This is a genomic window from Amycolatopsis sp. NPDC104587, assembly GCF_055583645.1.
In genome coordinates, this window is record NZ_JBVJNO010000007.1 from 523,719 (window position 1) to 537,682 (window position 13,964).

Below are 13,964 nucleotides of genomic sequence, written 5' to 3' on the forward strand. Positions count from 1 at the left end.
GAGAGCCGCCATGCGGAACCGGGCCGGGCTTGTCGCCGCGCTTCTCTTGAGCGTTGCCGTCGCCGTACCCGCGCACGCCGAGGAGCCCGCTGCCGCCGTCACCGATGTCCAGGTGAGCGGGCCGGCCGCGCAGCGGTTCAACCTCGTCGTGCTCGGGGACGGGTACACCGCCGCCGAGCAGCCGAAGTTCTTCGCCGACGTCCAGCGGCACGTGAACACCCTCTGGTCGCTCGAGCCGTTCAAGTCCTACCGCAGTTATTTCAACGTCTACGCCGTGTCGATCGCCTCGCCGGAGTCCGGTGTGGACTGTGACCCGGACCTGGCGTCACCGCGGAAGGACACCCCGCTGAACATGGGTTTCTGGGGCGGCTGCAACGCACAGAGCGTCCAGCGGCTCCTGACCGTCGACGACACCGCCGCGCAGAAGTACGCCGACCTCGTGCCCGGCACCACCCGCGCGAACCGCCAGATCCTCGCCCTCGCCAACAGCGCCACGTACGGCGGCGCGGGCGGCACCTACGCGACGGCGTCCGGCGGCAATGCACTGTCCGCGCTCATCTCGCCCCACGAGCTGGGCCATTCGCTCGGCGGCCTCGACGACGAATACGACTACTACGCGCGCAACGTCCCGGGCGGCGCCTACGAAGGCGGCGAGCCCGACTCGATCCACCACACCCTGCTGACCGAGCGGCAGATGCGCGACCAGCACACGAAGTGGTGGCGCTGGCTGGGCGAGCCGAGCGAGTCAGGCGGCCGGATCGGCCGGTTCGAAGGCGGGCTCTACACCCAGACCGGCGTCTGGCGGCCGAGTCAGCACTCGATGATGAAGACCCTCGGGTACGCGTTCGACCAGGTCGGACGTGAACGGATGACCCAGCGCATCGCCGGGAAGGTGCCGCTCGTCAGCGGCGGCACGCCGGCCGGGACGATCGGCGCCGACCGCGTTGTGTGGGTGCGGACGATGCACCCCGTCAGCCACCGCCTCGACGTCAGCTGGACCTTGGACGGCGTCCCGCAGCGCGGCTCCGAGGCGCTCGACCTGCGGCAGGCGCACGTCAAGCCGGGCAAGCACACGCTGACCGTCAAGGTGACCGACCCGACGCCGTTCGTCCGCGACCCGGCCGCGCGGCCGACGGCGACCCGCACCTGGACCGTCGACACCTCGGTGGTCACACCGCCGGCCGGGGGACCGGCGGTGGTGGCGTCGACCCCGACGTCGCTGCCGGTCGGCGCCGGCAACGTCGTCTACGTCGAGACCGGCGAGCCGACCGGCTCGATCCCCACGGTGTCCTGGAAGCTCGACGGCCGGCCCGCCGGTCGCGGGGCCGACTTCACCGTCGACGCGGCCCACGGGGCGCACACGCTCACGGCCACAACCGGCGGCACCACCCTGACGTGGACGGTGGACGCGTCCGGGCCGACCACCACGGCCGAGCTGCCGCCCGCGAAGGACAACGTCTTCCACGGCTCCTTCACGATGCGGCTGACCCCGTCCGACGGGATGCCGGAGTTCCGCGTGGACGGCGACGGCTGGCACAAGTACTACGGCTGGCCGACGGACGCGACCGCACCCTACCTGTTCACCGCGCGGGGCACGGAGATCGACGGCCTGGCGTACGGCAACCTCGGCTCCGGCGGCCTGACGGTGTCCCCGTTCGCGACCCGGACGCCGGGGTACGGCCGCCACCGGATCGAGTACCGGTCGATCGACGCGGCCGGCAACGTCGGCCCGGCGAAGTCGTTCGAAGTGACGCTGCGGCCCTGATCAGCGCGGCCGGCCCGGCACCCCCGGCCGGGTCTGCCACGGGTGCGGGCCGTCGAGGGGGCGGTACTCGACGCCGAGCGCGTCCAGGCGCGGCAGGTGGTGGTCGCGCAGCCGGGGCAGGAACTCGGTGTAGTCCCGCGCCCCGCTGCTCCACGCCACCTCGGCGAACGCCGACAACCGAGGGAAGGCCATGTAGTCCACCCGCCGGACGGTGTCCAGGTGCTCGCTCCACACCTGCGCCTGCACCCCGCGCAGCCGCGGCCCGGCCAGCGCCGGTTCGTAGGTGTAGACGTCTTCGAGGGTGTGCACCCAGCCGACCGGGATCGGCTCGTCCGGGTGGTCGGACTGGCGGTGGTCCAGGTAGACGTGCTGCTCCGGGCACATGACCACGTCGTGCCCGGCTTCGGCGGCCTGCTGCCCGGCCGTCTCGTTCTGCCAGGAGCCGATCACCATCGGGGGAAGGCTGCCGATGTCGAGGACCTCGTCCCAGCCCATCGGCGTGCGGCCGCGCGCCACCAGGTGCTCGGCGAGCTGCCGGACGAACTTGCGGTGCTCGTCGGTCGCGCCCGGCGTCTCGTCGCCGCCCAGGGCGATCACCGGCGACGGGAAGATCTCCAGCAGGTGGTCGAAGACCCGCCGGAAGAAGTCCAAAGTGGACTCGGTCGGGTCCAGCAGTGAAGTGCTGATGCCCCAGGCGATCCAGATCTCGTACGCCTCTTCGGCGCCCAGCTCGGGGTAGGCCGCCAGTGCCGCCCGCGCGTGGCCGGGGATGTCGATCTCCGGCACCACCGTGATGGCCCGCGACGCCGCGTACGCGACGATCTCCCGCAGGTCGTCCCCGGTGTAGAACCCGCCGTGCGGCCGGCCGTCCTGCGGGCCCCCGCTGCCGGTCATCGACGACGGCCGCCAGCCGCCCACCGACGTCAGGCGGGGGAGGCCGGGGACCTCGAACCGCCAGCCCTGGTCGTCGGTGAGGTGCAGGTTGAGCACGTTGAGCTTGTGCGCGGCCAGCAGGTCGACGAACCGCAGCACCTCCGCCTTGGTCCGGAAGTGCCGGGCGACGTCGAGCAGGCAGCCGCGCCAGCCGAACCGCGGGTGGTCCTCGACCACACCGCAGGGCACCGACAGTCCACTCCGGATGGACGCGGCGCGGAACGCGTCCGGACCGGCGAGCTGACGCAAGGTCTGCCGCCCGTAGACCTCCCCGGCGGGGTCGCCGCAGAACAGCACCACACCGGACCCGGAGATCTCCAGCCGGTAGCCCTCCGCAGGCAGGTCCGCCGTGCGGACGTCCACAGTGGACGGCCACGGGCAGGTCCCCGACGCCGGGGACACCGAAACCGGACGGGGGAGCAGGGTGTCGAAAGACATGTCAGCCCTTCACGGCGCCGGCCATGCCGGACACCAGCCGTCGTTGCACGAGGACGAAGAACACGAGAACCGGGATCGTCATCAGGGTCGAGGACGCCATCACCGCACCCCAGTCGGTGTCCTCCGGTTTGAAGAACACCAGGATCGCCTGCGGCAGCGTCTGGTTCTCGGTCTTGGAGATGATGAACGTCTTGGCGAAGAGGAAGTCGTTCCAGGCGTGGATGAACGCGAGCACGCTGACCGCGACCAGCCCGGGCGCCACCAGCGGGAACAGGATCTGCCAGGTGAACCGCATGCGGGACGCGCCGTCGAGCTTCGCGGCCTCTTCCAGCTCCACCGGCACCGCGGCGACGAACCCGCGCAGCATCCAGATCGCGAACGGCAGGCTGAACGCCAGGTGCACCAGCACCAGCGAGCCCAGCTCGTTCAGCCCGAACGCCGGCGCGACGCCGCCGATCTGGCGCATCAGGAAGAACAGCGGGATGGTCAGCGCCTCCACCGGCACCATCTGGGCGACCAGGATCATCACCAGCAGCACGGTCCGGCCCTTGAACGAGAACCGCGTCAGCGCGACCGCCGACAGGAACGACAGCAGCAGCGAAAGCACCACGACGACCAGTGCCACCACCAGGCTGTTCACGAAGAACCGCCCGAAGCCGGACACCGTGAGCACGCGGGAGAAGCTTTCGAACGACGGGCTGAACGTCCACGGTTTCGGGTTGGCCGACTGGATCTCGCCGGGCGGTTTCACCGCGGAGAGCAGCATCCAGTACAGCGGGAACGCGACGATCCCGGCGATCACGACCGTGATGATCTCGGCGACCAGCCGGCCGGGACGGCGGACGCGGCGCGCGGTCGTCACAGCCATGCCGCGCTCCGGCGCTGCGACCGGACGTACAGCCCGGTGACCGACAGCAGCAACAGCGTCATGACGACTCCGATCGCCGAGCCGAGGCCGTATTCCTGCCCGGCGAAAGCCTGTTGGTACGCGTAGACGTTGAGGACCAGGTTGCGCCCGGCCACCCCGCCGCCGTTGGTCATCACGTAGATCTGGGTGAACACCTTGAAGTCCCAGATGATCGACTGGACGGTCGCGATCATCAGCAGCGGCCGCACCATCGGCAGCACGATCGACCCCGTCGTCCGCCACACCGAAGCGCCGTCGAGCGACGCGGCTTCGAGCACCTCGTCGGGCACACCCTTGATCCCGGCGTACATCGTGACCAGCACGAACGGGAACGAGCACCAGATCACCTCGGCGGCGACCAGCCCGAACGCGCCGAGCGTGCCGAAGGTCCACGAGTGGTGCTCGAACGGCAGCCCGAGGCCCGAGAGCACCTCGTTGACCAGGCCGAAGTCGGTGTCGAAGAGGAACAGCCAGACGTAGGAGCCCGCGATCGCCGGCGTCGACCACGCACCCAGCGCGGCGAGGAACAGCAGCGTCCGGGGGAGTGAGCGCACCCGGCTGGCCAGCACGGCGAGCCCGGTTCCGACCAGCAGGGACCCGACGACGCAGGCCGCGGCGAACCCGACCGTCTTGCCCAGCACCGTCCAGAACTGCACCTGCGAGAGCAGGTCCGCGTAGTTCGAGAAGCCGAGGAACACCAGCGGCGCGTTGCCCGAAGCCTGCGGCTGGCCGTAGTCGTAGAACGAGATCAGGACCAGCTGGTAGATCGGGTAGGCCAGCATCGCGGCGAGCAGGACGCCCGCCGGGGCGAGGTAGAGCGCGGCGGCCCGGCCGTCCCCCTTCCGCCGCGGCCGCCGGGCGGGCGCCGTGACGGAAGGGGCCTCCTGGACGGTCACCACTACCCGAAGGCCTTGTCCATCGCCGCGGCCGCCTCGGTGAGCGCCGCCGACGGGTCCTTGCCGCCGGTCGCGATCTGCTGGACGGCCGTCGGCAGCACGTTCTGGCTGTCGATCTTCGACCACGCCGGCGTCGCCGGGACGAACTTCGTGCCCGACTTCAGGGTGTCGACGAACGGCTTGAGCGACGGGTCGTTCGCGGCGAGCTTCTGCTGCACCCCGGCCAGCGTCGGCAGGTTGCCCATCGCGGTGTACATCTTCTCCTGGTACTCCGGGCCGCCGAGCAGCTTGATGAAGTCCAGCGCGAGACCGCGGTGCTTGCTCGCGCCGAACACCCCGAGCAGGTTGCCGCCGGCGAACGCGGGGGCGACGCTGCCCGCCGTCGTGCCCGGCAGCGGCACGATGGCGTACTTGCCCTTGACCGCGCCCTGTTCGACGGCCTTGCGGTTGAAGTCACCGCCGATGGTCATCCCGGCCTTGCCGCCGGCGAACGCCGTGACGCTCTGGGTGCCGGTGAGGTTCGCGCACTGCGCGGGCGGGCAGATGTCGTCCTTGAGCAGGTTCGCGTACTGCGTCACGCCGGACTTGGCCTGCTCGCCGGTCACCGCCGACTTCCACTTGCCGTCGCTCTCCTGCGCGAGCTCACCGCCGTTGGCCCAGAGGAACGGCAGCATCGCGTAGGTGTACTTGCCGCCGACGGCGATGCCGTAGAGGTCCGGCTTGGCGGCGCGGATCTTGCGCGCGTCGTCGGTCAGCTCGGCCAGCGTCGACGGCGGCTTGAGGCCGAGCTCGGTGAAGAGGTCGGTGCGGTAGTACAACGCGCGGATGCCGGTGTACCAGGGCAGGCCGTAGGTCTTGCCGCCGGCTTTGGCGGTGTCCAGCACGGTCGGGATGAGGTCCTTGCCCTCGGTCCACGACGCGAGGTCGCCGGTCAGGTCGGCCAGCGCGCCGGTGGCCGCGTAGCTGGAGACGTCGGTGTTGCCGAACTCGGCGACGTCGGGTGCGTTGGCCGGGTCGTTGAAGGCGCCGGAGAACTTGTCGGCGCGCCCTTCGACCGGCACCCACTGGACGTCGACCTCGACACCCTGGTGGGCGGCCTTGAACTCGGTGATCGCCTCCTTGACCGCGGCCTCCTTCGGCGCGCGGTTGGCTTCGTCGAACAGCCAGACGCGAACGGTGCCGGTCTTTTCGTCCCCGCCGGTGCCCGCGGGCGCGGACTGGGTGGGCGCGCAGCCGGCCAGCAGGGCCAGCCCGGCGACGACGGGCAGGGTGCGGCGCAGTCTCATGAGGATCCTCCAGTGCGGCCTGGGTCAGGCGAAGTGGACCGAGTTGACGTCGGGGACCGCCAGGCTGCCGGCGACCGCGCCGGGCAGGCCGGTGGCCGGGTCGCGCGGCAGCCAGGTGACGGTGCCGGAGCGCTGGTTCGAGACGTAGAACCAGTTCTCCGTCGGGTCGAGGGCCACGTGCCGCGGCCAGTTGCCGCCACTGGACACAGTGGACACCAGCTTCAGCGTCGCGCCGGCGACGGAGAACGTCGCCAGGGTGTTGGGCCCGCGGACGGTGGCGTAGGCGAACTTCCCGTCCTTGGACAGGGTGATCTCACCGGGGAACAGGTCGCCGGTGCTGCCCGGCGGCACGGCCGGGACGACCGAAAGCGCCTTCAGCGTGCCGGTGGCCGCGTCCCAGCTCGTCACCGTCACCTCCGGCCGCAGCTCCTGCAGCACGTAGGCGTACTTCCCGGTGCTGTCGAACGCGAGGTGCCGCGGCCCGGCGCCGGCCGGCAGCTTCAGCTGCTGGTGCAGCGCCAGCTTCCCGGTCGTGACGTCGAGGGAGTAGACGTACACCGAGTCGGCGCCGAGGTCGACCGACAGCACCCAGCGCCCGGTCGGGTCGTTGACGACCTGGTGCGCGTGGGCCTGCCCGGAGCCGGCTTCGTGCGTCACCAGGTCGGTGGCCGCGCCGAGCTTGCCGCCGGCGAGGATCGGCAGCACGACGACGCTGCCCGAGCTGTAGTTCGCGGCCAGCACGTACTTCTGGCTCGAGTGCACGCTCAGGTGCGTCGGCGCGCCGCCCTTGGACGAAACCTTGTTGAGCAGCTTCGGGTTCGAGGCGTCGGTGATGTTCAGCGCGGAGACGAACCCGCTGGGGTCGCCTTCGTTGGTGACGTACAGCGTCTTGCCGTCGACACTGCGGTCGAACCACGACGCGTCGGTGATGCCCGGCACCGTGCGGACCGGGCCCAGCGTGGCGCCCGACCGGCTCGAGACGTCGAGGCCGTGACCGCTCGCCCCGCTGGTGTAACTGCCGATGTACACGGTTCCTCCGGCGATGCAGCCCTGCGCGGTGGTGGCCGCGGCGGCGAACTGCGCGCCGAGCACGGTCGCGGCACCCGCCCCCGCGGCGGCGCCGAGGAACGTGCGACGGGAAAGTCCGGTCATCATTGTCTCCCAACGGTTCGAGCGGCGGCTTCCCTTCAGTATGGTCTAGACCACGGCCATGAGCAATGCCGAAACCCCGAATCCCGAAAGGGAAAGCACGGTTTCCAGCGCCGTCCAGGACTTCAGCGTCTGCACCACACTCATGTTGAAGTACCGCGAAACGATCCAGAAACCACCGTCGTTGACGTGCGAAGCGATGATCGACCCGGCGGAGATCGCCATCACGAGCAGGGCCAGCTGCACCTGCGAATACCCGAGCTGCGCCACGGTCGGCGCGATGATCCCGCTCGTGGTCACGATGGCGACCGTCGCCGAACCCTGGGCGATCCGCATGCCGCAGCTGATCACGTACGCCGCGAGCAGCACCGGCAGCCCGGCGTCGTGCAGCGAGTCGGCGACGGCCTTGCCGATGCCGGTGGCCGAAAGCACCGCGCCGAAGAACGCGCCCGCGCCGACGACCAGCAGGATCATCGCGACCGGCCGCAGCGACTTCGCGGCCAGCTCGTTGAGGTCCTTGCCGGTGAACCCGCGCCGCAGCCCGAGCAGCCAGGACGCGAGCAGCACGGCGACCGTGAGCGCGACCGCCGGCGTGCCGACGAACGCGGCGACTCCGGCGAGTGCGGAGTTCTTCGGCAGCCAGATGCTGCCGAACGTGCCGGCGAGGATCAGCACCAGCGGCACCGCGATGATCGAGCCGACCAGCGCCAGCGACGGCACGTCCGCCTCTTCTTCGCCTTCCTCCTCGGCGACGATCATCTCCTGGGGGACGTCGACGTTGATGCGCTTGCCGATCCAGGTCGCGTACAGCACACCGCCGACGAGGAACGCGGGGATGCCGCAGGCCAGGCCCATCAGGATGATCCAGCCCAGTTCCACGTGCAGCAGCCCGGCCGCGGCCACTGGACCGGGGTGCGGCGGCAGGAAGGCGTGCGTGATCGAAAGACCGGCGATCAGTGGCATCGCGTAGAGCACCAGCGAGCGCTTACCCTGCTTCGCCGCGACGTACACGAGCGGGGCCAGCACGAAGATGCCGATGTCGAAGAAGACCGGGATGCCGAAGATGAACCCGGCGACACCCATGGCCAGCGGCGCCCGCTTCTCCCCGAACCCCCGCAGCAGCGCGCCGGTGAGCACTTTCGCGCCGCCGGAGCGTTCGAGGATCGACCCGAGCAGCGTGCCCAGGCCGATGATCGCCGTGATGTGCCCGAGGATGCTGCCGAACCCCTTTTCCAGCAGGGAGTCCGACGACTTCTGCGCGGTGCCGACGATCGTGCCGACCGGCAGGCCCGCCGCCAGCGCCGTCAGCAGGCCCACGACGATCAGCGCGATGAACGGCTCGATCTTGAGCTTGACGATCAGCAGCAGCAGGACGGCGATCGAGACGGCGGCGAGGGTCAGCAGGCCGCCGGTGGTGTGTTGCAGCCAGTGGATCATCGGGCTCTCCCGGGATTGCGCAGGGAACGGCCGGCGAGGGCGCCGGTGGGACGGCCGTCGTCGAGGGCGGCGACGCCGTTGACGAACACGTGCGTGATGCCCGCGGCGGCCTGCCGCGGGTCGTCGAAGGTGGCGGTGTCGGTGACCGCGTCCGGGTCGAACAGCACCAGGTCCGCGGCGTACCCGGCGCGGACCAGCCCGCGGTCGGTCAGCCGCAGCCGCCGTGCGGCCCGCCCGGTGAGGTGGGCGACGCACTCGGCGAGGTCCAGCACGCCCAGTTCGCGGACGTACCGGGCGAGGTAACGCGGGAACGTGCCCCAGGCGCGCGGGTGCGGCCGGGCGCCGACGAGCAGGCCGTCGCTCCCTCCGGTGTGCGTGCGGTGGCGCATGATCGCCTGGACGTTCTCCTCGTGCCCGACGTGCATCAGGCACGACGTGCCGAGCTTTTCGTCGAGGAGCGTGTCGAAGTACAGTGCCGCCGGTTCGAGGCCGGCGGCGCGCGCCGAACCGGCGACACTGTGCCCCACCAGGTGGGCGTTGTGGTCGTTGCGGACACCGTTGATCTCGATGGCGTCCCAGTCGATCGGGACGCCGTGGGCGCCGTCCGAACCGGACTCTTCGATCTCCGCGCGGATCCGCTCGCGTTCGTCCACATCGGACAGCCGGGCGAGCGTGGCGTCGAGGCCGCCTTCGGTGGCCCGGCTGGGCAGCAGCGCCGAGAGGTAGGTCGCGCCCGGCAGGTAGGGGTAGGTGTCGAGGGAGACGTCGCAGCCGTCGTCGAGCGCGTCGTCGAGCAGCTTGAGCAGCTCGGGCGCTTTCCCTTTGTTGACCGAGAAGTTCATCGTCGCGTGCGCCAGGTGCAGCGGGCAGCCCGAGCGCCGGGAGACGTCGATCATCTCGGCGAACGCCTCCAGCGCGCCCTTGCCGTAGCTGCGGTGGTGCGGGCTGTAGAACCCGCCGCCCTCGCCGACGACGCGGCACAGCTCGACCAGCTCGCCGGTCTCGGCGTACATGCCCGGGGTGTAGGTGAGCCCGGACGACATGCCCATCGCGCCCTCGGCCAGGCCGGTCGCGACGAGCTCCTTCATGCGGTTCAGCTCGGCCTCGGTCGCCGGCCGGTCGTCCCAGCCGACCGCGAGCATCCGGACCGTGCCCTGCGGCACGAGGTAGGCGGCGTTGACCGCGATGCCCCGGTCGAGCCGGTCGAGGTACTCGCCGACCGAGCGCCAGTTCCAGTCGAAGCCGGCCGGGTCGTCGTTCCAGCCCGCGAGCTGCTGCCGAAGGGCTTCGAGGACGGTGTCGTCAACCGGGGCGTAGGACAGCCCGTCCTGGCCGAGCACCTCGGTCGTGACCCCCTGGGTGATCTTGGCCGGGTGGTCCGGGTTGGCCAGCAGCTGCAGGTCCGAGTGCGAGTGCATGTCGATGAACCCGGGCGCGAGCACCAGGCCGTCGGCGTCGATGTTGCGCTTCCCGGCCAGCGAACCGGCCTCGGCGACACTCGCGATCTTCTCGCCGGTGATGCCGACGTCGTGGCGCGTGAGCGCGTCCCCGGTGCCGTCGGCGACCAGCGCGCCGCGCAGGACGACGTCCATCAGAACCACGTCCGGACGAGGCCGGCGACGGTTTCGCCGTCCGCGGCCGTCACCGGCAGCAGCGGCCACTTGTCGAACACCGTGCACGGATGCGAAAGCCCGAGGCCGATCCAGTCGCCCACCTCGACCGGCGAGCCCGTGGGCAGCGTCAGGAAGGCGTGCTGGTCGTTCATCTTCGCGACGACGTGGCCGTCGAGCGGCTCGGCCGGGCCGCTGGGGGTGCGTCGCAGCTGCGGTTCGGGCATGCCCTCGTCGAAGGACGCGTCCCGTTTGCCGAGGGTCAGCAGGGCCAGCTCGTCCGACGGCTTCGACGTCACCTGCGCCCAGGCCCGCAGCGCCGGCCGGAACGACTCGACGCCGGTGATGCGCGGGTGGTCGCCGAGCGGGGAGATCTCGCGGTAGAAGCCGTCGTCGTGGGTGACGTACGCGCCGCTGCGCAGGACCGGGAGCACGTCGAGGCCGTCCGGCCACGGCTTGGTCAGCTCGTTGGCGACCTGGTCGAAGTACGCGCTGCCGCCGGCGGTCACGATGATCTGGCCTTCGAGGAGTCCCTTGTCCGCGAAGGTGATCGCGAGGTCACGCAGACCGTCCACATAGGAGCTGATCTTCGCGAGCGCGGCTTCGTCGGTGTCGTGGGAGAGCGCGCCTTCGTACCCGCCCGTGCCGCGCAGCCGCAGCACCGGGCTGGCGTGGACCGCCTCCGCGACGGCCAGCGCGGTCGCGGTGTCGCGAACCCCGGTGCGGCCGCCGTCGGCGCCCAGCTCGAGCAGGACGTCCACCGGCCGCTCGGTGCCTTCGAGCGCTTCGGTCATCAGCTCGACACCGCGCACGGAGTCGACCCAGCAGACGAACTCGAACGCCGGGTCGGCGGCCAGCTCGGCGGCCAGCCACTTCAGCCCGCTCGGGTCGAGCAGCTGGTTGGCCAGCAGGATCCGCGAGACGCCGAACGCGCGGTAGATCCGGAGGTGGCCGGCGTTCGCGCAGGTGATGCCCCACGCGCCGTGCTCGATCTGGCGCGCGAACAGCTGCGGCGCCATGGTCGTCTTGCCGTGCGGGGCCAGCACCACACCCCGGGCGGCGCACCACGCGGCCATCGTCCGCAGGTTGTGCTCGAGCGCTTCTTCGTCGAGGACGACGAAGGGAGCGAAGAAGCCGTCGGTGAAGAGGTTGAGCCGGCGGTCCGCGGCTTCGGCCAGCGTGAGGCCGGTCAGCGCGGGCGCGGCCGAGCGGAACCGCCAGTCGATCCGCTCCTCCTGGAGGGCGGCGAGCGCGGCGGGGTTGATCGAGCAGGCGGCGGGTGTGTTCATCGACGGCGACCTCTGTTGCGTATGTTGCAACGACTGTTGCGCATTTTGAGTGCCATAGGTGTAGCATCCGGGTCGGCACAGGTCAACGGGGTGAAGGACAGGGGAGACGGAAAGTGACAAGCGGGCCCGAAGTGCTCTGTGTCGGCGAGACGATGGCGCTGTTCGTGCCCGCCGAACCCGGCCCGCCGGACGAGGTGCGGCAGTGGACGCGCACGATCGGCGGCGCCGAGTCGAACGTGGCCTGCCACCTGCCGGCGCTGGGTGTGCCGAGCGGCTGGGTGAGCGCGGTCGGCGACGACCCGTTCGGCCGCGCGATGCTGAGGGAGATCGCCGCCGCCGGGGTCGACGTCGGCGCGTGTTACGTCGACCCGGCCCGCCCGACTGGGCTCTACGTCAAGGAAAGCGGCGCCGGCGGCAGTCCGGTGCGCTACTACCGGGCCGGCTCGGCGGCGTCCGGCATGGGTCCGTCGCTGCTGGACCGGCTCGACCTCGACGGCGTCCGCGTGCTGCACCTGTCCGGCATCACGCCCGCGCTCTCGGACAGCTGCCTCGCGCTGGTGCGCGCGCTGCTGGACCTGCCTCGCGGCGACCGGCTGATCTCGTTCGACGTCAACCTGCGGCCCGCGCTCTGGGCCGGCCGCGACCCGCGGCTGCTCGCCGAGCTGGCCGGGCAGGCGGACATCGTGCTCACCGGTGACGACGAGGCGCAGCAGGTGTGGGGGACCGGCGACCCGGTCGCGCTGCGGGCGCTGCTGCCCGGCCCGCGCACGCTGGTCGTCAAACACGGTGAACGCGGGGCGACCCTGGTCGAAGGCGAGCCGCTGTTCGCGCCCGCGCTGCGCGTCGACGTCGTCGAGCCGGTCGGCGCCGGGGACGCCTTCGCCGCCGGGTTCCTCGCCGCCACCCTGCGCGGCGCGGCACCCCTGGAACGGCTGCGGCGAGGTCACCTGCAGGCGGCCGCGACCCTGCTCACCCACGACGACGTCGGGGTGCCGCTCCCGCGCACCGTCGTGGACAGCCTCTTGCACGCGGACGCCGACGAGTGGGGTTCGGCGCGGCTGACCGGCGAAGGGGCGGTGCGGACGTGAGCCAGAGCCTGGACCGCGCGCTGACCCTGCTGAGCTCGATCGCCAAGGACGCCCGCACGCTCGACGACCTCGCCGACGAGATCGGCGTGCACAAGTCGACCGTGCTGCGGCTGCTGCGCACCCTCGAACAGCACCACTTCGTCCGCCGCGAGGGCACCCGCCACTACCGCCTCGGCAGCGCGATGTTCGACCTCGCCAACCAGGCCCTCGACTCGCTCGACGTCCGGCGCAGCTCCCAGCCCGCGCTGGCCGCGCTCAACGCGCGCACCGGGCACACCGTGCACCTGGCCAGCTACGAGGACGGCGAAGTCGTCTACATCGACAAGTACGAGGGCCGCCACTCCGTGCGGATGTACTCCCGCATCGGCAAGCGCGCGCCGCTGCACTGCACGGCGGTGGGGAAGGTCCTGGTCGCGGCCATGCCGGCGGCGCGGCGCGAGGAGATCGCGCGCTCGATCGACTACCCGGTGCTGACCCCGAACACGATCACCACGGCCGAGGCCTACCTCGCCGAGCTGGAGCGGGTCTCCCAGAGCGGCTACGCCGTCGACAACGCCGAGCACGAGGACTTCATCCACTGCATCGCCGCGCCGGTGCGCGGGGCGGACGGCGAGGTGCTGGCCGCCGCGTCGATGTCGGTGCCGAAGGTGCTGCTCGACTACGAAGGCCTGCTGGCGCTGGTGCCCGAGCTGCGGGCCGCCACCACGGAAGCTTCCGTCCACAGTGGATGGACGGAGAACGGAAAGGGGCACTGATGAGCAAGACGGCAGTTTCCACCGAGAACGCGCCGAAGCCGCCGGCGAAGTTCTCGCAGGCCGTCCGCAAGGGGAACCTGCTGCAGGTCGCCGGTCAGGTCGGGTTCGACCCGGCCACGAACGAGATCGTCGGCGACGACGTCGTGGGCCAGACCCGGCAGACGTTCAAGAACATCGAGGCCGTGCTGGCGGAGGCGGGCTCGAGCCTCGCCGACGCGATCATGGTGCGGGTGTACCTGACCGACACCGCGCACTTCGCGCCGTTCAACGAGGTCTACAACGAGCTGATCGGCGACGCGCCGCACGCCGCGCGCACGACGGTGTACGTCGGCCTGCCGGGCGAGCTGCTCGTCGAGATCGACGTGCTCTGCGTGCTGGACTGAGGCTTTCCCCGGGGCCGGGCCACGGCCC

Annotated in this window: 12 protein-coding genes; 4 read left to right on the plus strand and 8 right to left on the minus strand. The window is 71.1% G+C overall.

Features of this window, described 5'->3' with window-relative positions; genetic code table 11:
• Nucleotides 1–10 precede the first annotated feature (10 nt).
• On the plus strand, nt 11–1,765 hold the full coding sequence (locus ACZ61C_RS24705; protein WP_465310167.1) for a M64 family metallopeptidase: 1,755 nt from the start codon (nt 11–13) through the stop codon (nt 1,763–1,765).
• Here the strand turns inward: ACZ61C_RS24705 and ACZ61C_RS24710 are convergent, their stop codons facing one another.
• From ACZ61C_RS24710 to ACZ61C_RS24745, 8 genes are read right to left on the minus strand one after another with little or no spacing between them, the layout of a single operon-like run.
• Nucleotides 1,766–3,136, minus strand: coding sequence for a beta-N-acetylhexosaminidase (locus tag ACZ61C_RS24710; protein ID WP_465310168.1), 1,371 nt, complete (start codon nt 3,134–3,136; stop codon nt 1,766–1,768).
• A 1-nt stretch (nt 3,137) separates the two neighbouring features.
• A complete protein-coding gene (locus ACZ61C_RS24715; RefSeq protein WP_465310169.1) occupies nt 3,138–4,004 on the minus strand; it encodes a carbohydrate ABC transporter permease in 867 nt (288 codons plus the stop codon).
• Nucleotides 3,995–4,942: a carbohydrate ABC transporter permease gene (locus tag ACZ61C_RS24720; RefSeq protein ID WP_465310170.1), complete on the minus strand. Its 948-nt coding sequence runs from the start codon at nt 4,940–4,942 to the stop codon at nt 3,995–3,997. Before ACZ61C_RS24720 ends, ACZ61C_RS24715 begins: the two co-directional genes overlap by 10 nt.
• On the minus strand, nt 4,942–6,225 hold the full coding sequence (locus tag ACZ61C_RS24725) for an extracellular solute-binding protein (protein WP_465310171.1): 1,284 nt from the start codon (nt 6,223–6,225) through the stop codon (nt 4,942–4,944). Before ACZ61C_RS24725 ends, ACZ61C_RS24720 begins: the two co-directional genes overlap by 1 nt.
• A gap of 24 nt (nt 6,226–6,249) precedes the next feature.
• Nucleotides 6,250–7,377, minus strand: a complete 1,128-nt coding sequence (locus tag ACZ61C_RS24730) for a lactonase family protein (RefSeq protein ID WP_465310172.1) — start codon at nt 7,375–7,377, stop codon at nt 6,250–6,252.
• Between the two features lie 45 nt (nt 7,378–7,422).
• Nucleotides 7,423–8,811: a GntP family permease gene (locus ACZ61C_RS24735; RefSeq protein ID WP_465310173.1), complete on the minus strand. Its 1,389-nt coding sequence runs from the start codon at nt 8,809–8,811 to the stop codon at nt 7,423–7,425.
• Entirely contained in the window at nt 8,808–10,403 is a 1,596-nt protein-coding gene (locus ACZ61C_RS24740) for an N-acyl-D-amino-acid deacylase family protein (RefSeq protein WP_465310174.1), read from the minus strand. Before ACZ61C_RS24740 ends, ACZ61C_RS24735 begins: the two co-directional genes overlap by 4 nt.
• Nucleotides 10,403–11,710: an amino acid deaminase gene (locus ACZ61C_RS24745; RefSeq protein WP_465310175.1), complete on the minus strand. Its 1,308-nt coding sequence runs from the start codon at nt 11,708–11,710 to the stop codon at nt 10,403–10,405. Before ACZ61C_RS24745 ends, ACZ61C_RS24740 begins: the two co-directional genes overlap by 1 nt.
• Nucleotides 11,711–11,823: 113 nt before the next feature.
• Here ACZ61C_RS24745 and ACZ61C_RS24750 point away from each other — a divergent pair, with 113 nt between their 5' ends.
• Genes ACZ61C_RS24750 through ACZ61C_RS24760 form a run of 3 tightly spaced genes read left to right on the plus strand, consistent with a single transcriptional unit; the run spans nt 11,824 to nt 13,936 of the window.
• Entirely contained in the window at nt 11,824–12,798 is a 975-nt protein-coding gene (locus ACZ61C_RS24750) for a sugar kinase (protein ID WP_465310176.1), read from the plus strand.
• Entirely contained in the window at nt 12,795–13,553 is a 759-nt protein-coding gene (locus ACZ61C_RS24755) for an IclR family transcriptional regulator (RefSeq protein WP_465310177.1), read from the plus strand. Before ACZ61C_RS24750 ends, ACZ61C_RS24755 begins: the two co-directional genes overlap by 4 nt.
• Complete coding sequence (locus tag ACZ61C_RS24760; RefSeq protein WP_086672334.1) at nt 13,553–13,936, plus strand: RidA family protein; 384 nt, start codon at nt 13,553–13,555, stop codon at nt 13,934–13,936. The genes ACZ61C_RS24755 and ACZ61C_RS24760 overlap by 1 nt, the downstream gene beginning before the upstream one ends.
• Nucleotides 13,937–13,964 lie beyond the last annotated feature (28 nt).

Excerpts from the sequence above, each read along its gene's own strand:
- ACZ61C_RS24705 (WP_465310167.1), top strand. The coding sequence starts at position 11 with ATGCGGAACCGGGCCGGGCTTGTCGCCGCGCTTCTCTTGAGCGTTGCC.
- ACZ61C_RS24710 (WP_465310168.1), bottom strand. The coding sequence starts at position 3,136 with ATGTCTTTCGACACCCTGCTCCCCCGTCCGGTTTCGGTGTCCCCGGCG.
- ACZ61C_RS24715 (WP_465310169.1), bottom strand. The coding sequence starts at position 4,004 with ATGGCTGTGACGACCGCGCGCCGCGTCCGCCGTCCCGGCCGGCTGGTC.
- ACZ61C_RS24725 (WP_465310171.1), bottom strand. The coding sequence starts at position 6,225 with ATGAGACTGCGCCGCACCCTGCCCGTCGTCGCCGGGCTGGCCCTGCTG.
- ACZ61C_RS24730 (WP_465310172.1), bottom strand. The coding sequence starts at position 7,377 with ATGACCGGACTTTCCCGTCGCACGTTCCTCGGCGCCGCCGCGGGGGCG.
- ACZ61C_RS24735 (WP_465310173.1), bottom strand. The coding sequence starts at position 8,811 with ATGATCCACTGGCTGCAACACACCACCGGCGGCCTGCTGACCCTCGCC.
- ACZ61C_RS24740 (WP_465310174.1), bottom strand. The coding sequence starts at position 10,403 with ATGGACGTCGTCCTGCGCGGCGCGCTGGTCGCCGACGGCACCGGGGAC.
- ACZ61C_RS24745 (WP_465310175.1), bottom strand. The coding sequence starts at position 11,710 with ATGAACACACCCGCCGCCTGCTCGATCAACCCCGCCGCGCTCGCCGCC.
- ACZ61C_RS24760 (WP_086672334.1), top strand. The coding sequence starts at position 13,553 with ATGAGCAAGACGGCAGTTTCCACCGAGAACGCGCCGAAGCCGCCGGCG.